We start from the raw sequence: 22,972 nt of genomic DNA, 5'->3' as shown, positions 1-22,972 counted from the left end.
TATCATGAAATATTATAAAAAAATTAAACTCCTGCTTTTGGTAGCCACATCTTTTTTCATCAGCTGTAGTCCAATGGCAGAAGCGAACAGAAAAGCTAATAAAAATGAAAAAATAGCGCTTTATCCCGAAACGAAATTTGATGAAGCACTGGCTAAAAATCAACTGGCGAAAGGAAAAAGCACTATTAAAGGGGTATTATTTGCCAAAACATCAATAGCAATAGCCAGCGGCAGAGACTACGGTGCAAATTTAAAAATTGATTTATTTCCCGTCACCCCTTATTTTATGGATTGGTATCAATTGAGAGATAAAAAAGAAAATAAAAAAACAGCCGTTTATATGTCCGATCAGGCGTATGCAATGCGGTTAGAAACTAAAACGGATGAGTTTGGCAGGTTTACCTTTAGCGAGATGAAACCGGGCAAATATTTTTTACAAGCTTTTATGTCAACAACTAAAGCCTATAACCAACAAGTTCCTGTTGGAACAGGAAGTAATGGTTATGGCACAACGACCTACTATCAAACACAGCGATATCTGAAAACCAAAAACCATCGTATCGAAAAATTCGTGGAGATTACCAAAGAGGGGGAAGTAATTGAAATATCGCTGAGAAATTAAATTTTATGATTATAAATTTCCTATGAAACCAAAAATCTTACATTTCGTTGTAATACTACTTTGCTACCACATCGTAATATACAGTCAGGAGAATAAAACACCTAATACCCTCCTACTGGAAGCATCATTGCATGGTAATGTACAAGAAATAAAAAAAGCGATACAACTGGGTGCCGATGTTAATTCTAAAAACAATAACGGGGATACACCTTTAAATATGGTAGCTAAGCTTAGTTACTATAAGTTGGTTAAATATTTTATAGAGCTTGGAGCTGATGTAAATACAAGTAACAATGATAAATTATCGCCTCTACATTGGGGAGTAGAGTACAATAACGTTAAAATTGTGAAAATACTGCTCGAAAATGGTGCCAATGTTGATGCTCGGGACAGTATCAATGAGACACCTTTACATTATGCGGGTTGGACCGGAAATTATGAATCTGCTAAGTTACTGTTAAAATATGGAGCTAACCCCTATGCAAATAACAATACAGGGGTTACTCCATTAGATTTGACAATCAGACAAGAACATAAAAAAGTAGAAAAACTATTTCAAAAAGCAAGATTTAGAAAATTGAAGGGATGATTAATACTCTTTAAAATTATATGCAATCAGAGGGTTTAAATGGAAGTTTATAATTGTTAGAGTTGGGTTTTATAGTTGGTAATCCTTTTTAAATCCCTCTCGATTGCCTATGAAAAATACTATGAAAAAATACTATGAAAAAAACAAATCTAAACTCAAAAAAAATTATTCTATTAATTTATGTATTGACTGTAAACATTTATGTTCGTGGACAAAATAATCTTCAAGGTTATAAGCATCTAAAAGGATATGAATTATCGTCTAATCAGGGTATTCTATCAAAATTCAAAAAAAGCCAAAAAAAAGGAGAATATAGTAATGATATAAATTACAGAAACGGTCAAAATGCAATAGGTAATGCTACCCAAACTACAAACCAATACCAGTACTTGGAATTTCCAACCAAAGGAATGAATATTCCAATGGCTAAATTCACGGACAACAATGGAAATACTTACATCACAGGGGCAAGTTCGAATACCCTTAGTCCCGAAGGTAACATAACAACAATTAAGATTGACAATAGTGGAAATATTGTTTGGGAATCAAGAATACCCGCAAATACCTTTACGGTTGAATCAGGAACAGTCTTAACAATGGATTCCAATAATAATGTGATTATTTCAGGTGTAAAATGGAATGGTAACGATATGGATATATATACCGTTAAATTAAATTCACTAGACGGTACTGTTATATGGGAGTCGAGCTTTGACTCAACTCTTAATACATTAGACATACCAACCGCTATCACTACCGACTCAAATAGCAACATTATAATTGCAGGTATGGTTTACACAAACAATTCACTGCAATATGTTGTCATCAAATACAGCTCTAGCGGGGAACTCATATGGAGTGTGATTGATGAAAATACTGTTGAAAATTCATGGAATGAACCCTCAGCATTAGCCATTGATTCAAATAACAACATAATAGTAACCGGATTTGGCTTGAATAGCAATCAATTTCAAAGCTATTATACTATTAAATATGATAGTAATGGTCTAGAACTTTGGAAGAATTCACATACTGCTGAAGTAGATCCAGAGCCTGATAATCCTGATAATCCATTGTTAATGACAAATTCTGTAGCAAGTGATATTGCCATTAAAAACAATGAGATATACATAACTGGAACATTTGATGTTAACAATAATGACGAATTTGGCACTATAAAATATGATAGTGATGGAAATATGTTGTGGATTAGAAACTACTCCTTTGCAATAGCAAACAACACACCATATGAAATTTCTAAAGCGTATAAAATCTTAGTTGGCAATGATAATATTTATGTTGGGGGTATACATAGAGGCTCATTTCAAGATGATGGGACTGTTTTAATCTCATACGATGTCAACGGCAACATAAATTGGATTCAAACTTCTAATGAAAGTCTTGATATTTCAAAATTTGATTTACTCCTGGATACTACAAATCACCCTGTTATTGCTGGTATTGGGTATTATAATGGCTTTCAGGATTCTAAATTGATAGTGAAAAGGTTTAGTACTGATGGTACACTTTTAAATGAAGCTGGTTATGTTTTTGAATTTTCACCTTTTTCAAATATTGGTGATTTCTTTGATATTGGCATTGATGGCAATAACAGTATTTATACTACCATGGGGATGATATACACTACATTAGGCAATGTTTATGAAACATTTAAATTGACCTACGAAAATAATAATATTTCGCAATGGAATACTAAGTTTAGTAATATCGGCGCCTCTAACATTACAATCTCAAATATTGCAAAAGGAGCTGCAAACAATACTTATGCCTGCGGTAATTATTTTAAATTTGAAAATGGTTCACTCGTTCAAAAACACTTTTTCGCAAAATATAATGAGAATGGAGATACGGTCTGGAATCAAATTTACCCACATAACCCGGCAAGTCAAATTAATCTTGAAATAATAATAAACTCATCCGGAGAAATATTATTATTGGAAACACCGGTGGTTACTTACGTAGTAAATGAAGAAATTGGCCCCCTAAAATTAAGTAAGTACACCCCCGATGGGAACCTTTTATGGAGCATAGAAAAAGAATATAATCTTCCAAACATCAACAATGTTATTCTTGACAATGAAAATGATATTTATGTTTCTGGTACCGCAAAAGAAAATGAGTCTGACACTGTAAACTCAATATTCATAACCAAATTCTCAGACCAAGGTGAAGAGATTTGGAACTACTATCGAAATCCACAAGATGGTGAAAATATAAATGGCATTAACACTATAAAAATTGGTACTGATAATTCTGTAATCGTGTCAGGGTTGGCAGGGAATTACAATCAAACAAATTTTACTTCAAATTTCAACCTTTTGACCTTAAAACTATCACCTCAAGGATCTTTGATATGGAATTCAAGTTTACTCATACCAAATCAAAATTCACAGGCAATAGATATGGTAATTGATGAACAACAAATTTATATTACCGGAAACACAAGAAATAGAATTACAGGGAAGGAAAATGTGTTTTTGGTTAAATATAATGGCAATGGTGTTGAACAATGGACCACTATCTACGATGAACCGGGACAATTAAATACAGTTTATGCACTTCACAAATTATCAGATGGAAAACTAATCTCAATAGGGCAGAGTTACTCCGTTGAACAAAAAATTAAGGTCTTGAGATTTAACCAAGAGGGAGTAATTGAGTGGGAAGCTAATGGCGGCACAAAAGACTATTACGCCGACTCATATATAGACAACTCCAATCAAATTTATATTCTTTCCGATTGCGAGGAACTTTCCAGTGTTCCTTATCGCTTTTTAAATTGGATTGGTCCTTTCAAATCTGCCAGATTATGGAAACTCGATGAATGGGGAAATACCATTGATACAGAAAATTATCTAGGAAACGAATACTCATTATTTTCACCAAAAAGTTTAACCCCTCTTGACAATGGTAATTTACTCATTTCTGGAAAAATTTTTGATGAACAAAACTTTTTTGGAGGTCTAACATTTTTTTACACAACTCATAACCCACTGCAAGTTGTAGAACATGAAAATAATGTACAGTCGAGTTGGTTAGGTCAAAATTATCCAAATCCTACAGAGAATAATATTACAACCATCCCGTTCTATTTAAAACAAGCTAACAGAGTTCAAATTATGCTGTACAACAATTTAGGAAACTATATTTCAACATTAACAGATGATTTTTATCCCGAAGGTAATAACTCAATTGTAATTGATACTAAGGGGCTCTCTACTGGCATATACTTTTATCAAATGAAGACCGAAAACTATATCAATTCAAAAAAACTAATCATAAAATAATCTAAATTAAGACAATCAACTGTTCTTAATCTATTTAATGCAGCTTTAAGTGGCAATATTAACTACAAAAAAAGCAATTTATTATGACAAGTAAACAAACTTCTTCCTACTAGTGTAAATTGACTTAAATATTGCCACACCTGCATTTCACAGGGTAAGGAACCTTCAATTTGGTTAAAATCTTTTTTAAGTGTTTATTTAAAAAGTGTCAATTGAAAATTTTCCTAAAGAATAATATAACTGAATTGTAAAAGAATTACTAATGCTATCCTATGTCCTATAAAAAAACAATACAGTATTTCACTTCAAATCCAAAATACATTTTTTTAGCAGATGGTTTCGGAGCCTTGATTTCTGCATTTTTATTGAGTAGCATTTTATTCAAACTAGAAAAAATATTTGGCATTCCCGGACAAATGCTATTCATTTTGACTATACCTCCTATTGGATTTGCAATTTATGATTTGGGCTGCTTTCTTTTCTTCAAGAAGAATTACAGCTTAAAATTGAACATAATAGCCTCTGGGAACCTAGCCTATTGTTTACTGTCACTTACGTTAGCATTTTACTATTTTAACCCTATTACCTTTTGGGGTTGGATTTATCTGCTGTTTGAAATTTTAATAGTATCAATAGTCGCAATAATTGAACTTCAGATTTCCAAAAAAATTAACCGCAACGGCTAAAAACACATTATGTAACACTATTAATTGGTAATTATAAGAGCGTAAAAAGTGGCTTTGGTAGATATTTTGTTCAAAGGGAATAAAAAAATTAGTTCAAACTAAAATCAAAAATTATCAAGATTATTTATCAATTTCGTTATATAAAAGTTTCCATAAACTGCTCTCAAACTTTCCACGAAAGATTCCGAAATGGCCAATGTCTTTCGTGTTGAAGTCTTTGGGGCTTAAATGCAGTTTTGTAATGACTGCGTTCTTATATCTTTCAGTAAAAAAATCAACCGCTGCTTTGGGTGCATAAAAGTCATTCTCTATGCTAATGGCAACCACTTTTGTTGTGATATCATTGAAAAATAAATCTTGTTCCGAAACTTCATCAAAAAGATAGTTTGGTTTGCGTCCCCAACTACTCCATTGCTTTGCTACAAACTTTGGCAAATTTTCCATTCCGCTTATCCTTTTCGAAGGCATATAACCAAACAAATTGATAAGTGCCGGAAAAAGGACATGCCAATTGGTCCACATTAGTACTCGATCAAATCCTTTCCATAACTTCCAATAGCCACTTTGAGCGGCTATCAAAATTACTTTTTGAACTTCAGCAGAGGACTTAGCCAAACCGATAATTTGTCCGCCTATGCTATGCCCTAACAACGTAATTTTTGCGTCCGGATATTTTTTTTTTGTGTATCGTATAACAGCTTCTAAATCGTTTTTACCCCAATCGGAGGCACTACTTTTTATTTGCTGTATCGGAACTTTAAGTGAAAAACCAATTCCCGAATAATCAAAAGTGATTACTGTTATTCCGAGACCTGATACAAAATCAGCAAATCTTCTGTAAAAATTTTGTTTGACTCCGGTTGCCGAAGAAATAATTAAAACCGAATCCTTTTTAGTACCATAAATTTGAGCCGTTATCAGATTATTGCTCAAAGTTTTAATCTCAATTTGTTTCATCACTATTTATTCGTATTTATCTTCAGTCAACGTCATGTAATACAACGGGGAACTAACTGCTATGCTATTAAATCTTACGAGGAAAAGTAGTGCTAGATTAAACCGTTTTTAAGAGCAAAGTTGACCAATTCAGCGACGTTTTTAACCTGGAATTTATTTAAGAGATTTCTACGATGTGTTTGAGTAGTCAAAAAGCTCAAAAATAAAATATCGGAAATCTCTTGTGTTGATTTACCTTCAATCAAAAGCTTCAAAATTTCCTTTTCCCTCTTGGTTAGCCTGGGAATGGTCTTCAAATCAGAAAATGTGGTTTTATTCATCAAACTTTCAACTTCTTTACTGAATACTATACTACCTTTCAAAGCGTTATTTATACAATAAACAAATTCATTAACTCCGGCACTTTTGAGTAAATAACCACTAGCGCCATTTTTAAGCATCTGCAAAATAATACTGCGTTCAGACTGGCTACTCATTCCTAATATTATAATCCAGGGATATTTCTTTTTTACTTTCAAACAAATATCTATTCCGTTATCATCTTTAAAAAATACATCCAATAACAAAATATCGATTGTATCCAACCCATCAAAGGAAAACAATTCGTCACTCGAATTAAACCCTCCCACTATAACTAACTCATCCGAATTAGACAATAATATTTTCAACCCTTCCACAATTAATGGATGGTCATCCAATATCGCTATTTTGTGTTTTTTCTTCATAAATTCAAATCTTTAATTCAATATCATAAAAGGTTCCTAAACTGCTACTCTCCAAACTCAAACTCCCATCCATGCTCTCGACTCTGTTTTTCACATTCCTCAATCCTAAACTGGTGTAGGAGTTCACCGGTCTTACCTCCATACCAATGCCGTTGTCTTCAACAGAAATAAAAAATAATTTATCATTTTGACTACAAGAAATTAATATCTCTGTACATTGAGCATGCTTAATGGCATTGTTTAATAATTCTTGAATGATTCGATATATGTTAATTTGACTTGATATGGGTATCGATGTCTCATTTCCGAAAAATTGAAGTTCGATTTTAACTTTATCACTTTGCAATAGGTGACATAAATCATTCAAAGCGTTCTCTAAACCTAACTTTAATAATACTTCAGGCACCAAATTATAAGATACGTTTCGTAACTCTGTTATGGAGGAAGATAACAAAGTATCAACATCTTTTAATTGATTCAATCCTTTATTTTCATTTAAAATAGAGGATAATTTAATCTTTAACGCAGATAGTTTACTGCCTATACCATCGTGGAGTTCTCTGGCTATTCGCTTTCTCTCAAATTCTTCGCCATCAATTAATGCTTGCATAACCTCTACTTCTTTCAAACTTTTTAACGCTTCCAATCGCTCTGCATTAATCAACTCTTTTTCAAGAGCTAACTTTTTCTGATTTTTATAATTAAACCATATACTAATTAAAATAATCAACAAGGTTAATGAAGTTAAAGCAAAAGTCAAAAATTGTAACCTAGCTCTTTGTGCACTGAGGTTTGCTTGAGTCTTTTGCTGTTCCAAGCGTTTTATCTCAAGCTCTCTCTCAAAATTTCTGAACTTTGCCTCATTCTCTGACATTTCTTTTTTCTTGTCGGATCGATACAAACTATCTGTAAATTTTATAAACTCATTTTTGTAGAAAGTTGCTTTTTTAAATTCATTGGTTTCTTCATAAAGATTACCCAAACTGTACAGATAATTTTTTCTATTTAGAGCAAATTCATCTTTGTTATTTAACAGCTTATTCAATATAGCTTCTGCCTTATCATACTTCTTGAGACTTGTTAGAGAAGATTGCAATAAATATAAAATATTCCTCTCAGTATAAACATCATGATGTCGCTTACAATTTTCTATTCCTTTTTCAAACTGTTCAATCGCCTTGTTGTGATTCCCTTTTTTTTGATAATAAAATCCAATGGCATAATAATAATTAGGAAATAAATTGGAGTCAGGATACATTTTTAACAAACTATAAACTTTATCGAGTTGCTCTTTTGCTAATTTTAATTTTTCCTTTTCCAACAATATTTCACTGTAGACTATTCCGGTTTCAATAGTGTTTTCTTTTAACGTGGGAGAATGGTTCGGCTTGCATCTGGAAAAATAATATATTGATTTTTTTAAATAATTTTCAGCTTTTTCAAAATCAGGATAATTGTAAAAAATAATCCCCAACATCTTATAACTCAACCCTAACAATTCATAATCTCCACTTTTCAATGCTAACGGAACTGCCTCCTTTGTCAACAATCGCATCGACTCATTTTCTTTGTCAAACAACTGCTGCATAATGCAGCGATTTAAAATAATATTAGTACGGAGTTTATAAATCTCTTTATGATTGTACTTCTTTAATTTCTGATTACAATTAATCAATGCTCTGTCATAAGCAATGTAATCCCCTTTTATATGTATCTCTGATATTTTAAAGAATGAAGCATAATCACGTAAAAATTCACTGGATTTAACTAATTCAAGAGCCTCATTAAGGTGGGTTGAATACTTTTCGTAATTTTTATTTCTTCTGAAACAGTTTGCAATTTGAAGATGCAAAATACAATTCAAACTATCATTCTTGGAATATTTAATTTTTAAGGTCAAACTGTCAATGTAGGATTGATCGTCGTGCAGAGAGTTGATGATCTGAGAATACCCCTCGAAAGAAATAACGATGAATAAAAAAAAAGAGATTAGTACTCTCATACAATTACAAAATAAATCAAATGTAATAATTGAGCGTATAACCTAAATAAAATCACATTCAATATACCTGAAATCAGGTACATAAAATCGGATTTTAAAGAAAATCAGTCACTAAATTAGCAGTTCAATATTAAAGGTGGTCCCATTTTTTCCGCTATCCACATTCATAGTACCGTTCAATAATTTGACTCTACTTTCAAGATTTTTAAGTCCTAATCCTTTACCTTCAACCAATTCATCCCAAGAAAAACCGATACCATTATCCTCAACCGAAATAAAAAAAAGAGAATTAGTTTGGCTACAGGAAACTAAAATTTCGGAACAATTTGAATGTTTTAAGGCATTATTAACTAATTCTTGTACAATTCTGTAAATATTCAATTGCTTAGAAGCAGCCATATCCTGTTCAATTCCAAAGCTTTGGTATTCAATTCTAACATCATCAGAATATAACAAATGACATAAATCCCCTAACGCATTATCTAAGCCTAGTCGCAATAATGATTCAGGAACCAGGTTATAGGATATTTGTCTGACCTCAGTAATAGAGGAACTCAATAATGTATTAATATTTAAAAGTTTCTGTTGATCAGTTTCTAAATACCCTAATCGATCTAATGCTATTTTTAATGCCGACAATTTACTCCCTATACCATCATGCAATTCTCTAGCCATTCTTTTCCGTTCCAATTCTTCACCATCAATCATTGCCCTCATTACATCAATCTCTTTTTGTCTCTCTAGGGCATGTATTTTTTGCCTATTCATCAAATCTCTTTCTTGAGCGAGTTTATGCTTATTCCTAAAGTGTAATGAAATAAAAATTAATAGGACAAGAAGGATAATTGAAATGGAAATAAAAACCACATACTTCAAGCGACTGTTTTGAGCCATTAACAACGATTTTTCATTCTGTGCGTTTAATTGTCGTATTCTGTTCTCATTCTCAGATTTATTAAATTTTGCTTCAAGCTCAGAGATTTTAATCCTCGTATTAGATTGATTCAAACTATCGGCAAGTAAAATGTATTTTTTATTGTAATAATTGGCTTTTTCAAAATCCTCTAACTTTTCATATGTCCAACCGAGTTCTTTAAAAAGTTTTTTCTTGTCCTCTGTAAAAAGGTCTCCATCTTTTAACAATGCTAACATTACGTCTTTAGCTTGACTATATTTACCTGAAGCATTAAAGACTCTTACTTTACTAAAAACCAGTCTATTCAAAGACAAAGTATCTCTATGAAGAATGCTTTGCTTTATACCTTTTTCATAATTAATCAGCGCACTGTCATAGGCTCTGATTTTGAAATAATACAGCCCTTTGGGATAATAGTAAATTGGAAATAAATTGTTTCTAGGATGATTTATCAAAATCTTATAGGCATCATCTAATAACTTTCCGGCTCTGGAGAATTCATTTAAGTGAATATAATTTTCAGCCGCCATAATATAGCACTCCACTTTACTTTCTTCTAACGAGTAAGAAGATTTACTAGCCTTATCTAAAAATAAAATAGATTGTTTAAAATAATTCGCAGCCCTCTCTCGATCAGAATTATTCATAAAAATAATCCCGAGATTTTCATACATTACAGCCAGTTGCTCATAGTCTTTACCTTTTCTGGCTAAGGGTATGCCTTCTTTTACCAAAATTCTTATCGCCTCTTTATCATTTTGCCTGATTTGATTAATAATCGATAGATTAATAGCAATGCTGGCTCTCAAAACATAACTCTCCGTATTATCATATTTAACTAAATCTTCATTGGCCTTGGTAATCTTCTCTAAAAAAGTATCAACATCTCGTTGAATCAAATAAAGAAAAGAACTATGGTAATTTGAACAATCTTTCAGAAATGGATATTTTTTAGCGTTTTGATTTCCAATCCTTAAAAAATAATAGAATTTTTTAATGTCCTTATTTCTTCTGTAAAGTTCTGCCAATTTAAAACTATTGGATGCTTTTATACTATCCGACTTAGCAGTCTTAATCAAAACCAATAGGCTGTCGATAAACTTATCGTCATCATATAAAGTATTAAATCGTTGCCCTATAGCAAACTGAACGAAGAATACAATTGTAATTGTTAATATTTTTTTCATGAAGTTAAATCAAATAGAAACTACCTGGTAACTGATGTAATTTCAATTATAAGGTAAAGTTATTACAAAAGTAAACCATTATAAACCGAATCAAAAAATTCTACAACTATAACCAAGTAGTTGTCACCATTAATTGTATTTAAAAAATGAATCTCATTGATGTTGAAATTTTTGAGGCTATCACGCAAAATAATATCAATTTGCAAGTATCAAAAATTGAAAAGATTTAACCTATTAATACCTGAATTAAGGTAATACAGGATACTTGATTTAAGGTATTTTAAATAAACACTTACTGCAATATTTTTATGATTAAATAGCAATACTATCAAAATATAATTCGATTTTTTGAAGTAATGATTGTTATTAAAAGGATAAATTTATTCACATCAAAATTTAAAAAAAATGAAAAATATCATTGTGTTCTCTATTATGTTTTTTTATTAGAATAATATTTTTGCTCAAAACCCTACTATTGAAGTCGCAAACGGATTTAATGGTCATTTGTATGATTTAGATATTAACAACAACATATTATACGCAACTAAAATTAGCGGAACACATAATATCAGTTTTGTAAATTTAAATACTCCTAATCAACCCCAAGTTTTTATCGAAAATGTTTATACTCCCCATGGCATAACCATATATGATAATACTTTATATGTAGCAGAAACCATACCGGCTAAAATCTCTAGAATCAATTTATCGCTTCAAACACCAACTTTAGAATTATTACCGATATCATTTTCCGAAGAAAATGACTATCCTTGGGCCTTAAAGGTATATGACAATGAATTATATTATTCTCAAACCGTCATGAATATTAAAAAGATTGGCTTGAATAATTTACAGGATAATCCAATACCATTAGTTTCATATACAGGTGCACCCCATGACTTTGTGGTAGAAGATAATTTTATTTATACCGTAGAAACTTCAATAGTCCCAGAGGTATATCCGGATAGGATTATAAGACTAAATCTGAACGATCCGTTTCCTCCGGAACCACAACAAATTGTGGCAATTCCACAGCCAAAGTCTATTGTCAAATTTCAAAACTATCTTTTTGTAGGTGATAATGCGCAAAAGATTTACAGAATAAATCTAAATTTAACTAATCCAATGGCCGAACTATTTTATCAGGCAGACCAAAATAATTATATTGGAAAAATAAAACTTTACAACAACGAAATTTATTTCCCGTATATGTACGAGGGTTCGGGAGGTACTGTCCTTTCTAAAATCTTAAAGTTTTCTCAAACTACACTCTCTAATGAAAAATCTAATTTGAACGAATACATTACCATTTCTCCTAACCCCGCTCAAAACATTCTGACCATAAAACTAGAGGATACAATAAAGGAAGTTACTATTTACGATTTGATGGGAAAGACAATGGCAGTTAATCGGGTTTCAAATGATGCTATTGATGTTTCAAACCTTCCCAAAGGCATGTATTTACTAAGATTGAATAATGAAAATGGTAAAAACCTATCGACTAAATTCATCAAAGATTAAAATGTAAAAGCTTACATTTTTTCAATTCCCGCAAAACCAAAATTAAAATATTGGCAAATAAGAACAATGAAGTCCATCCCGGAGTGAATTGTTTTGGATAGCCATATGATTAGCAAGTTTATCCCATCCAGATAAAACTTTGGTTGTGGTTGATATTTGATAAACAGATTATCTGACTTTAAACGTAAAAACATTTTTTTTTATGCTTACCTGCTTTCAAGTATAATTATTTACATGAAAGCAGGTATTTTATGTTAAACACTATAAAATTAGTTTTGTTGTGGTTAAGTAGTTCGAAAAGCAAATTAATAATCTGTGGAGGCTTAAATTAATTTTTTTCAGAAAATAGCGGTCTCGGTCATTAGATTTTTTTTAAGGTTAGGTTAATGTTTAACCGAGCCGCTATTTTAATTTTTTTCATTACAAATCATATGTTTAGTAACGATGTAAAGAAATGGTACGATAAAGGGAAATTCATTCACTGTGATGAAAACAAAATCTTTTTTCATCAAGATGGAGAGGGCGATGATGTTTTAATTATTCACGGTTATCCGTTTAGCAGCTATCAATGGAAAGACTTTATCGATGAACTGTCTAAATACTATAAAGTTACTATTTTAGATTTACCCGGTTTTGGATTTTCTGACAAACCAAAGAAGTTTGACTACTGCATAGAAGAATTTAGTCTAATAATAAATTCTGTTCTTGCAGAGTTAAATATTAAAAAAACGCATTTACTCTGCCACGACTTTGGTGTTAACATCGGTCAAGAACTTCTATCACTTAACAACCAGCGAAAAAATGTGTTTAAAATTGATTCCGTTATTTTTACAAACGGACCCTTGTTTTATCAGCCACACAATTCTCCCGGCATTCTAAAACTAGGATATTATGCACCGCATTTTATTAATAGATTCGTTTCTTTTTTTACAAACAAAAGAAAAATATTATCACTACAAAAATTGCGTTATGGCCCTTTTACAAAACCTAGTGATAGGTTTCTTGAAGAACAGTGGGAAACACTGAAATTTAGGGATGGTTTATCAATCATACATAAACTCGATAAATTATCGTATCACAAAAGAAAAAATAACGACGAGTGGATTAAAGCTATGAATAATAATACCATTCCTCTTTGTTACATATGTGGTCCCTTTGATCGCTATTCGGGCAGAAAAATGGCTGATGAATATCTGTTTTACATCAAAAATCCAAAGGTGTTTTTATTGGACAAATATGTCGGACACTACCCTCATCTTGAGAACAAGGAATCCTTAATTGAAAATATTTTACAATTTTTAAGCGTACAAAATAACATCAATGAAAAAGCAATACTTCAATACCAATAATACCATAACTGCAATTAGGGTTTTTCTTGGCCTTGATATGGTAATGCATGGATTAGCAAGATTATATTACGATTCAATCATTGACTTCGGTTTATTTCTAGACAGCAAGGGAATTCCATTCGGACTTTTTTTTGCATGGTCAATAACTCTATTTGATGTTGCCGGTGGCTTCTTCTTTGCTTTGGGATACCAATTAAAATGCATCGGATTTATATTTATTTTTATTTTACTGTCGGGGATTTTAATGGCACACATCCAAAACGGATGGTTTGTTGTTGGTCATTCCAACGGTGGTATTGAGTACAGTATTTTATTGATTCTTTGTTTTACGCTTTGCATAATCCATACAAAATGGAATAAGGAAACTATTGAACAATAATTACTCCAAATCCAATAGCAATAATGTCAAATTCTTTACTCAGAAGGAAAAAAAAGTACGAATACAAAAATGGAACCTATGTTAGTTTTGTAGGCAGTACTATCGACTACCCCGACCCGTTGTTTTTTAAATATTATTCAATGATTAAATCATGGATACATAAAAAAGAATACGATGTGACTACTATAACACATGAAGAAAAAGAACTGGCACAAAAAAATCCCGGTTTCCATGAAAAACTTCTCTCAGAGATTCAAGAAAAGATTAAAAACAGTGAACAACTTGTCATAATCTTAAAAAGTCCAATAGCGGATACTGAGGATTCATGGTGTAATCATGAAATTCATTACGCTGTTGACCGGCATAACTTACCCATTATAGTAGCTTATTTAGATACCGATTACATTCTCGATCCAATGCACTTTTACGAGTATTGGCCTTTATCATTAAAATGCCGTATACTATCAAATAAAGCATCTTGTATCCACATTCCCTTCAGAAAAGAACCTTTTAAAGATGCTGTAGCACAATTCTCTAAACAAAATAAACCAAAAGGCAATTCCATGGGAGTCTACTCTGAAAAAGCTTATGAAATCTTCGGTATTAAAACCTCTTAACTCATAAATATTTTTTTTTAAAAATTTAGTAGGGTGATAGATACATATAGTTGTCTAAATATTTAGTTTAACTAAATAAATAACTATGAAAACAAAAATTTTATTTTTAACCTTGATGGTTTATTGTATCGGAAATGCTCAAAATTTCCAAAAAGGCTATGGCGTAATCAATGTAAGTGAAATTGCCGATCAGCAAGAGCTATACAGTCTTAACATCGCAAACAACAATATTTTTACTGCTGGGGTTTACAAAGCCGCCAGTTTATTTTCACTGCCCGGCTTTTATGGAACATTGTCAAGATTAAAACTTGACGGAGATTTAATTTGGTATAAAGCATACGCTCCCCAAAACTCCGACTCACTAGTGAACATCTTTATTTCTTCTGTAACCAATGTAGATAATTCCATCTATTGCTTAAGCTATTATCTGGGTGAAGGGGAAACTTCCGGTTACTTGCTCATGAAGCTGGATGAATCTGGAAATGTAATCTTCACAAAAAAAATTAAAGATGTTTTTCCCGATATGGCTTCTTCAAAATTGGTATATCACAATCATTTTATTTATTGTTTAACCAATAGTAGAATATTAAAGTTTAGTACAGAGGGAGAATTAATAAAAAGTGTTTCTTTGAATGCAACTATATTGGATCTGTTTATTACTTCAACCAATAAATTAGCTTTAACTGGGAACACTTTTATTGGCCCAAATTATTATATCCCTCTGATATTGTTAGATGAAGACTTAAATTTAGACAAAGGATATTTGTATTATTCTCTAGAAAGTGAGTTTTCACAATTACCCTATGGAAAAACTATTGCTGAGGGGGCAAATAATAAACTCATTTTAGGAGGCCCCGGCTCCTATATGGCTTTTGCTGAGGACGGACAACCTATTTGGGCCAGGTCTTATCTACCTCTTGTAAATAATACACCACAGTACAACAGCATGGATAGCCTTTTGGAATTTGCCGATATTGAGTCATTTAACAACGGTAATGGCCTCTTAGGTGTTGTGAAATCGTTTTACGCCATAAGTCCTCCCGGAGTATTTGAGCCTCAAGAGGATGATTATGAATATTGGCACAATTATACCTCAATAGTAGACATCAATCTTAATGATGGAACCGCTAACAGCATAAAAACAATAAAACATGGTTTCGATACATATAGAGATAATATCGTTGGGAATGAAATAAAATTAGTGGAAAACAATTATTACTTTGCCGGAAAATACATTGATTTTGATTTTACCAAAAAAGTAAACTATGTACATAAAGGAACCTTAGATGATATTGGGTGTGGAGAAGTGGAAAAACAATTTCCCTCGTTTAGCTTTTTGGAAAACATAGGCGTAGCTATATTCCCAGAAGATGGTGTTTTTGAAACATTTGAAATCATAACAGATGTAGAAATGCAGTCCTATGACATCAATCCAAATTTCAACAGTATCTTCTGTGCTAATACACTAAGTACTCCTGAAAATAATACGATTGAAATCAACATTTATCCAAATCCGTCTAAGCATTCAATTACAATTGATGGCCTTGATATAACATATAAAGTTACAGTTTATGATACTATGGGCAAACTAATTAAAACATATCCTATTGCCATCAATAACACTTATGACATTTCGAATCTACAAATGGGTCTTTATATTGTAAAAATCGAGACCGAAGACAATAATGTATATTTTTCAAAGCTGATCAAAAACTAAAATTTAAGCCTTGAGATTTTTTAATGATACTATCAATGCTATCTGGAGTACCAATTATTCAGAAAAGTTATTCATCGTAAATAGTAGTGGTTTACAACAGACTAAATTATTAAAAATACATTAAATCAGGTATTTCAGCTATCAATTTACATTGATAGCTTTGCCTGTTTAAAACCATAAGAGTTTAGAAAATTACAGCGCTGTAATGCAAAATTATTGATATCAATCCAGACCATAAACAAACCACCTTTAACAAAATACCCAATTACACAATGTAGCTTTAATCTGCTAATTGTAGAAACCAACTACAACTTAAACAAAAATAATTATCTAAATAAATACAATGAAAAAAACCTTACTTCCTATTATTGCATTGATTACGTTAAGTTGTAGTGCACAAAATATCTTTCATGATGACTTTTCAAATTACACTTCAAATATTCAATTAAGCGGACAAGGCGTTTGGACAAATAATTCTTCATTACCTGGTGGTTTGGGAAATTGTGTCGGAGCATTGTGCCAGAATGCCAAAGTGGTGGACCAGAACATAAGTGCTACTGCCTATGGTTCGTCAACAAAAGCATTTAGTTTAACACCCAATACTGATGGTTGTGGCAGAGCGTTTACCTCTTTTACCTCAAATGGGAATTTATACATAGGAATGGTAATCAATATTACCAATGCGCAATCATCACCAATAGACTTTTTTAGAGTTTTGAGTGGTAATAATTTCAATACTACCTTCAGAGTGTTAGTGCAACCCACAAGCGGTTCAACCTACAGTATAGGAATAAGAAAAGGGGACACCTCAAACCCTACAGTGTATACCAATGAATCATACAACTATGGCACGGATTATTTATTAATTTTCAAGTACACCCAAGCATCAGGTACAAATGATGATACTATAAGCTTATATGCCAATGCCAACTTTGCTGCTGGTGAATCGGGAAACATTGTTTCGGCTACAAATTTTGCAGGTAATGATCAATCCGGAAACATTGATAGAATGTCCTTCAGACAAAACGCAGGGCCTTCAGGAATGCCTACCGGTAAAGTAAGCTTAGTTAGCGTGTCAACAACATGGGAATCGCTAGCATTTAGCTTATCGAATAATGATTTTAATAAAAATACATTTACCGTGGTGGGCAATCAGCTTACTAACGGAATACTAAATATAAAGTCGGATGGTATTGTAGAAAATGTAACACTTACGATTTATGACCTTCAAGGAAGAAAAATGGTATCAAAATTTATTTCGCTACAAGATACTGTAAATGACATTGCTGTAACTCCCCTAAGAAATACAGGAGTTTACGTGGTCGAACTGACTTCCGAAAACAATCAACGTTTTACACAAAAAATACTTGTGAAATAACATAGAAAAATTGAAACCGTACATCTTTATTCGTAATTAAAATTGATCTAAAGCATAAATACAGTCGAAGTCTAATAAATTTAATCATAAAAAATCAAAAATCGCCCCCAATGGGATTCGGTTTAAACTTTTAAAAATTTATTTCATACGCCGAAACAAGATCAACGCTTCTCTTGATACTTTACAAACGCCTGATTATAGGCATCTTAACACCATATATTATGTCCTAACTCCACATTCTTAAAAATCAATTTTTACAAAAAAATACTATGAAAAAAATTACAGCTTTAACAATTTCATTGCTTCTGTTAAGCATTGGTTTAATGGCGCAAGTTAGTTTTGAAGGCTCGAAAGAGTACGGGCGAATTTTTGATCTTACCTATCATCCTACAATACCAAACAAAGTATTTGCAGTCACATTAGGCAATCACATTGTATCCTCTGTTGACAACGGTTTAACTTGGGAGGTCTATTATTCCCATACCCCTAACAATCAAAGCATTAAAAATTTGAAAATCCTAGATGCCAATACTATGAGTTTTAGTCTGGATAATGCTTACTTTAACAACCTCCAAATCTTAAGTTTACAAACCAATCAAATTCTTAAAACCTTTATACCTCCGATCCCACAAGATGCCAATCGTACCTGGATAACAGACTATGCCATATATCCTCAAAATCATGATATTGCTATTGTTTCTCAGGGATACTCAATTGGTTTTTCCAGCTTCTACAGGGTATATTATACCACAAATGGAGGTGTAAGCTGGAACACCATTTACTCGAGTGTCGATAACAATTCCATATCTGTCAATAGTGTTGCCATCAGCACCAATAATCCCCAAAGAGTTTACATTGCTCGCGGTATAGGTCCGGAAGAAAACTATGGCGGACTACTTGTATCTGATAATGCCGGTCAAACATGGACTGAAAAATTAGTCGGTATTACCGTCGATCCGATAGCTATTAACCCACAAAATCCAAACGACCTGCTAATAGGCACCGATGCTTCTGCTGATTCGGAAAACGTATACCGATCCAATGATGGTGGATTAACCTGGGAGTCCATTGCAATCAACTGGGAGGATTATGTGACCAATAATATTGTACACATTGCTTTTAACCCATCCAATGTTAATGCAATTGTGGTATGTGAAGAAAACCAGGTAATTATTACCAATGACAACTTTCAAACGCATACTAATAACGTATTTCCGGAAGACCCTAGCGGATACTACTATGGCCTCACTGTTACTTTCAATCCCAACAATTCCAATGAAATTTTAATTAGCGGCAATTATCACCCGCTTCGATCGGTTAATGGAGGAACAACTTTTGCGAAAGTTGAGAACCCTTTTTTTGTTGGTAATACAGTTAGTTTAACCAAACAAGATTACATTAAAAAACACCTTTACTACGGTGTCCAATTCGGTTATGTTCACCACGATTTAGAGACCCAACAATTATACCCCTATAACATACTCCCTCTTAATTTTGTTACAAGTCAAAACTCTCAAATGGTAAATGACCCCAACTTTATAGGACGAGTTTACAACTTCAGCAGTAGTTTTTTTGGAAACAGTTTATCAATCAGTAACAATCATGGTGCCAACAACATGAATGTACCTTTTAATCATCAATACTTAATTACTGTAACATCACAATCAGCCACACCTCATAAAATTTGGACTTCTTTTTTAGAAGGAGATTTGGATGGTAACGAGGGTAGCATTGTGTATGAAATTGACTTTTCAAATCCCGACAATATCACTACTGAAACAATAGCATTACCTGCCTTTGATGTTGTCAGTGCTATATACACCAATCCAAGTAATTACAATATAAAATTAATAGCTTTGGGTTCAAGAATATTCAGAACCATCGACAATGGTACAACTTGGCAAAATAGTAGTAATGGTCTTGAAAGTTATTTGAGCCAAAATGATTTTATCTTTAAAATTGTAGACAACCCTTTAAATGCCAATCAAATTACCATAACGACTTCTCAAGGAATCTTTACCAGTTATGATAATGGAAACAATTGGGAACTTATATCCGGTGCAATTGCTCAAAATGTTATGCACTCTAACCTAAATGATGGTGTTTTGGTAGCAACATCATTCACTACAGATTACAGTGTTTTTTCGCTATTTTACACAACAAACATGGGAGGAACATGGGAAACTATCAATCCTTCAATATTCTTTAACTCCTATATTCTGAGTGCCGATTATAATTTTATAAACCAAGAAATCGAGATCTTCGTAGCTACAACAGATTTAGGAATTCTAAAATACGATATTAGCATAGAAAATCTTGATAATCCGAATTTTGTAGAATCAAATACAATAGAACTCTTTCCTAACCCAACAAAAAATCAACTAACCATTAATTCAAAGCAAAATATTAATCATATTGAATTATATGATGTATTAGGTAAAAAACTACAGAAAAATGAAATTTCAAACAATTTCATTGATGTTTCTAATTGGACAAAGGGCATTTACATCATAAAAGTATTTTTTCAAAATGGGAAGTATGCCCATGCTAAATTCATAAAAGAATAATAGTATGTTTCTTCATCGAATAAAAATTAACCGATGATTGCGTCTTTCATCTGTTAAAATAAAACCGTCTCAGCTGAATCTACTTACTTGAAATAGTAGTATCAGCTTAAGGGATTAATATATTTGTAAAACCCATCAAAAGAACACAACAAAATAGTATTCTAACAATCAATTTTTCAACTGTTTTATTGTGATTCTTCTTTCAAAAAATACCTATAATCAGGTATGTTTTTAACGACTCTATTAGATTAGCTTTGAAGCATAATCTATATACTGTATCATGAAAATCAATTACTCCCATACGTATTTAATTATTTTCTTATTGCTATTGACAGAGATGACAGTGGCACAAACAACCTACTTTGTAGATGCCTCAAAGCCCGATAATTCCGGTTCGGGCACTTCTTGGAATACGGCCAAAAGAGACTTGCAAGCCGCCATAAACACTGCAGTATCGGGAGATCAAATATGGATTAAAGCAGGAAGTTACCTACCCACACAAGACCCTTTTGGAAACTCGGCACCGGGTAACAACCGTGATAAGACGTTCCTTCTTAAAAATGGGGTAAAATTGTATGGTGGCTTTGCTGGCAATGAAACATTGCTAAGCCAAAGAAATTGGAACACTAATGTTACCATACTCAGTGGTGATCTTGGAACACCCAATGTTCTGACTGACAATGCGTATCATGTGGTCTTAAGCGTGAACCTCAACAACAACACTTTAGTAGATGGTGTAACCATCACAAAGGGTTACGCTACCGCGCCGGGTAATTCAACAATTACAGTGGGTACTCGTGTCATTGAGCGCTATCATGGTGGTGGTGTTTACAACACTAATTCCGGAACTATTTTCAATAACTGTATTATTTCTTTTAATAGTGCCGATTGCACGGATACCAATAATGATGCTGTAGGAGCCGGAGTGAATAATTTTAGTTGTACTTCCACTTTCACAAATTGCACCGTAGACAGCAACTCATTTCTTATTGGCGGGGCAAGTTTTAGCACTTTTGGTGCGGGTATGGCAATAATAGGAGGAAACTGCACAATCACAAAATGTGTATTTTCAAACAACTCAGCCTCATCAGGTTTTCCAAATGGATCTCAAGGGGGAGCTTTATATTTGACAAGTACATCAATAATTGAAAATTCAGTATTTTATAATAATTCCTCCGATAATGGTGCTGCTTTCTTTTTTGGTGGTGGTAGCAATAACCTAACTACAATTACAAACTGTACCATAACAAATAATACCTCATCATATGCAGGAACATCTTACCAAGGCTTTTCTAAAGCCACATTCAGAAATTCTATTTTTTGGAATAATCCACCTACATCAAGTAATATTCCCGGTCGTAATGAAATTTACAGTCAAGAGACCAATACTTCAAATCAGCCAACATTCGCAAACTGTATAATTAGAGATGCTCTTGGCTCTCCATTAGCAATAACCAATACCTCTGTTACCAATTGTATTACATCAAATCCGCTTTTCAATAATAGTTCCGACGGAAATGGGAGTGACAATCTCTGGGGAACGGTAGATGATGGACTAATGCTACAAAGTACAAGTCCGGCAAGAAACTATGGCATCTTTGGTAGTGGTATCCCAACAACTGATATAACCGGAAACACCAGAGACAGTCAACCGGATTTGGGCGCCTATGAATTCCAAAACCCCTGTGCCTTACCAACTGTTTACAATGTTAGCGGTGGAGGAGCATATTGCACAGGTGGTAGTGGAGCTCCTATTATACTCTCTAATTCTGAAATAGGTGTCACTTACCAACTTAAAAATAATAGTAATAATGTCGGAACGCCTGTTCCCGGAACCGGAAGTACGCTAAATTTTGGCAATCAAACGTTGGTTGGCAATTATTCAGTGGTTGCAACTAGAACCTCTGGAGGATGCTCATCAACCATGAATGGCACTGCAACCATTACCGTAAATCCAAATGTAACGCCAACTTTTACAGCGGTGAATCCTATTTGTGCAGGGGCTACATTAAACGCCTTACCAACTACTTCCAATAACGGCATCACCGGTACTTGGGCGCCAACACTAAACAATACCGACACCACTACATATACCTTTACGCCTAATGCCGGGCAATGTGCTACTACAACAACGTTAACCATTACGGTTAATCCAAATGTAACGCCAACTTTTACTGCGGTAAATCCAATTTGCGCTGGTGCTACTTTAAACGCCTTACCAACTACTTCCAATAACGGTGTAACCGGTACTTGGACGCCGGCAATCAACAATACCGATACAACAACCTATACCTTTACGCCTACTGCCGGTCAGTGTGCTGCTACAACAACATTAACCATTACGGTTAATCCAAATGTAACGCCAACTTTTACTGCGGTAAATCCAATTTGCGCTGGTGCTACTTTAAACGCCTTACCAACTACTTCCAATAACGGTGTAACCGGTACTTGG

Annotated in this window: 16 protein-coding genes; 12 read left to right on the top strand and 4 right to left on the bottom strand. The window is 33.0% G+C overall.

Annotated features, from left to right (window positions below):
* Positions 1–4 precede the first annotated feature (4 nt).
* The 4 genes from QHT84_RS10745 (at position 5) to QHT84_RS10730 (ending at position 5,205) form a co-directional block, all read left to right on the top strand.
* Positions 5–622 (top strand): hypothetical protein, encoded by a 618-nt coding sequence (locus tag QHT84_RS10745; RefSeq protein WP_283239568.1) that lies wholly within the window; start codon positions 5–7, stop codon positions 620–622.
* Positions 623–644: 22 nt separating this feature from the next.
* Positions 645–1,211, top strand: a complete 567-nt coding sequence (locus QHT84_RS10740) for an ankyrin repeat domain-containing protein (protein ID WP_283239567.1) — start codon at positions 645–647, stop codon at positions 1,209–1,211.
* 134 nt (positions 1,212–1,345) lie between these two features.
* Entirely contained in the window at positions 1,346–4,519 is a 3,174-nt protein-coding gene (locus tag QHT84_RS10735; protein WP_283239566.1) for a T9SS type A sorting domain-containing protein, read from the top strand.
* A 272-nt stretch (positions 4,520–4,791) separates the two neighbouring features.
* A complete protein-coding gene (locus tag QHT84_RS10730; protein WP_283239565.1) occupies positions 4,792–5,205 on the top strand; it encodes a hypothetical protein in 414 nt (137 codons plus the stop codon).
* A gap of 120 nt (positions 5,206–5,325) precedes the next feature.
* Here QHT84_RS10730 and QHT84_RS10725 read toward each other — a convergent pair whose 3' ends face one another.
* The 4 genes from QHT84_RS10725 to QHT84_RS10710 all read right to left on the bottom strand — a co-directional run bounded on the left by QHT84_RS10725 (position 5,326) and on the right by QHT84_RS10710 (position 10,992).
* Positions 5,326–6,162, bottom strand: coding sequence for an alpha/beta hydrolase family protein (locus QHT84_RS10725; protein ID WP_283239564.1), 837 nt, complete (start codon positions 6,160–6,162; stop codon positions 5,326–5,328).
* 92 nt (positions 6,163–6,254) lie between these two features.
* A complete protein-coding gene (locus tag QHT84_RS10720; protein WP_283239563.1) occupies positions 6,255–6,887 on the bottom strand; it encodes a response regulator transcription factor in 633 nt (210 codons plus the stop codon).
* 4 nt (positions 6,888–6,891) lie between these two features.
* Entirely contained in the window at positions 6,892–8,889 is a 1,998-nt protein-coding gene (locus tag QHT84_RS10715) for a tetratricopeptide repeat-containing sensor histidine kinase (protein WP_283239562.1), read from the bottom strand.
* Positions 8,890–9,000: 111 nt separating this feature from the next.
* On the bottom strand, positions 9,001–10,992 hold the full coding sequence (locus QHT84_RS10710) for a tetratricopeptide repeat-containing sensor histidine kinase (protein ID WP_283239561.1): 1,992 nt from the start codon (positions 10,990–10,992) through the stop codon (positions 9,001–9,003).
* Between the two features lie 504 nt (positions 10,993–11,496).
* Here QHT84_RS10710 and QHT84_RS10705 point away from each other — a divergent pair.
* The 8 genes from QHT84_RS10705 to QHT84_RS10670 form a co-directional block, all read left to right on the top strand.
* Complete coding sequence (locus tag QHT84_RS10705) at positions 11,497–12,513, top strand: T9SS type A sorting domain-containing protein (protein ID WP_283239560.1); 1,017 nt, start codon at positions 11,497–11,499, stop codon at positions 12,511–12,513.
* 431 nt (positions 12,514–12,944) lie between these two features.
* The gene (locus QHT84_RS10700) at positions 12,945–13,862 is read left to right on the top strand and encodes an alpha/beta fold hydrolase (protein ID WP_283239559.1); all 918 of its coding nucleotides are present in this window, start codon (positions 12,945–12,947) and stop codon (positions 13,860–13,862) included.
* On the top strand, positions 13,834–14,241 hold the full coding sequence (locus QHT84_RS10695) for a DoxX family protein (protein ID WP_283239558.1): 408 nt from the start codon (positions 13,834–13,836) through the stop codon (positions 14,239–14,241). The genes QHT84_RS10700 and QHT84_RS10695 overlap by 29 nt, the downstream gene beginning before the upstream one ends.
* 23 nt (positions 14,242–14,264) lie before the next feature.
* Positions 14,265–14,858 carry a TIR domain-containing protein gene (locus QHT84_RS10690; RefSeq protein WP_407649242.1) on the top strand — a complete coding sequence of 198 codons (594 nt, stop codon included), beginning with the start codon at positions 14,265–14,267 and terminating at the stop codon, positions 14,856–14,858.
* An 85-nt stretch (positions 14,859–14,943) separates the two neighbouring features.
* Entirely contained in the window at positions 14,944–16,575 is a 1,632-nt protein-coding gene (locus QHT84_RS10685) for a T9SS type A sorting domain-containing protein (protein WP_283239556.1), read from the top strand.
* A gap of 343 nt (positions 16,576–16,918) precedes the next feature.
* On the top strand, positions 16,919–17,953 hold the full coding sequence (locus tag QHT84_RS10680) for a T9SS type A sorting domain-containing protein (RefSeq protein ID WP_283239555.1): 1,035 nt from the start codon (positions 16,919–16,921) through the stop codon (positions 17,951–17,953).
* 269 nt (positions 17,954–18,222) lie between these two features.
* Positions 18,223–20,520, top strand: coding sequence for a T9SS type A sorting domain-containing protein (locus QHT84_RS10675; protein ID WP_283239554.1), 2,298 nt, complete (start codon positions 18,223–18,225; stop codon positions 20,518–20,520).
* A 280-nt stretch (positions 20,521–20,800) separates the two neighbouring features.
* The coding region (locus QHT84_RS10670) for a choice-of-anchor Q domain-containing protein (RefSeq protein WP_283239553.1) at positions 20,801–22,972 on the top strand (2,172 nt) is incomplete at its 3' end.

The sequence above is a fragment of the Flavobacterium sedimenticola genome (genome assembly GCF_030053345.1).
Taxonomy (GTDB): domain Bacteria; phylum Bacteroidota; class Bacteroidia; order Flavobacteriales; family Flavobacteriaceae; genus Flavobacterium; species Flavobacterium sedimenticola.
Note: the sequence above shows the minus strand (reverse complement) of the source record. Positions and strands in the feature narration are given on the sequence as shown.

Bases quoted from the DNA above. Each gene is read 5' to 3' on its own strand.
- QHT84_RS10675 (WP_283239554.1), top strand. From the start codon at position 18,223: ATGAAAAAAATTACAGCTTTAACAATTTCATTGCTTCTGTTAAGCATT.
- QHT84_RS10715 (WP_283239562.1), bottom strand. From the start codon at position 8,889: ATGAGAGTACTAATCTCTTTTTTTTTATTCATCGTTATTTCTTTCGAG.
- QHT84_RS10745 (WP_283239568.1), top strand. From the start codon at position 5: ATGAAATATTATAAAAAAATTAAACTCCTGCTTTTGGTAGCCACATCT.
- QHT84_RS10685 (WP_283239556.1), top strand. From the start codon at position 14,944: ATGAAAACAAAAATTTTATTTTTAACCTTGATGGTTTATTGTATCGGA.
- QHT84_RS10730 (WP_283239565.1), top strand. From the start codon at position 4,792: ATGTCCTATAAAAAAACAATACAGTATTTCACTTCAAATCCAAAATAC.
- QHT84_RS10680 (WP_283239555.1), top strand. From the start codon at position 16,919: ATGAAAAAAACCTTACTTCCTATTATTGCATTGATTACGTTAAGTTGT.
- QHT84_RS10740 (WP_283239567.1), top strand. From the start codon at position 645: ATGAAACCAAAAATCTTACATTTCGTTGTAATACTACTTTGCTACCAC.
- QHT84_RS10695 (WP_283239558.1), top strand. From the start codon at position 13,834: ATGAAAAAGCAATACTTCAATACCAATAATACCATAACTGCAATTAGG.
- QHT84_RS10720 (WP_283239563.1), bottom strand. From the start codon at position 6,887: ATGAAGAAAAAACACAAAATAGCGATATTGGATGACCATCCATTAATT.
- QHT84_RS10690 (WP_407649242.1), top strand. From the start codon at position 14,265: ATGTCAAATTCTTTACTCAGAAGGAAAAAAAAGTACGAATACAAAAAT.
- QHT84_RS10735 (WP_283239566.1), top strand. From the start codon at position 1,346: ATGAAAAAAACAAATCTAAACTCAAAAAAAATTATTCTATTAATTTAT.
- QHT84_RS10700 (WP_283239559.1), top strand. From the start codon at position 12,945: ATGTTTAGTAACGATGTAAAGAAATGGTACGATAAAGGGAAATTCATT.
- QHT84_RS10710 (WP_283239561.1), bottom strand. From the start codon at position 10,992: ATGAAAAAAATATTAACAATTACAATTGTATTCTTCGTTCAGTTTGCT.
- QHT84_RS10725 (WP_283239564.1), bottom strand. From the start codon at position 6,162: ATGAAACAAATTGAGATTAAAACTTTGAGCAATAATCTGATAACGGCT.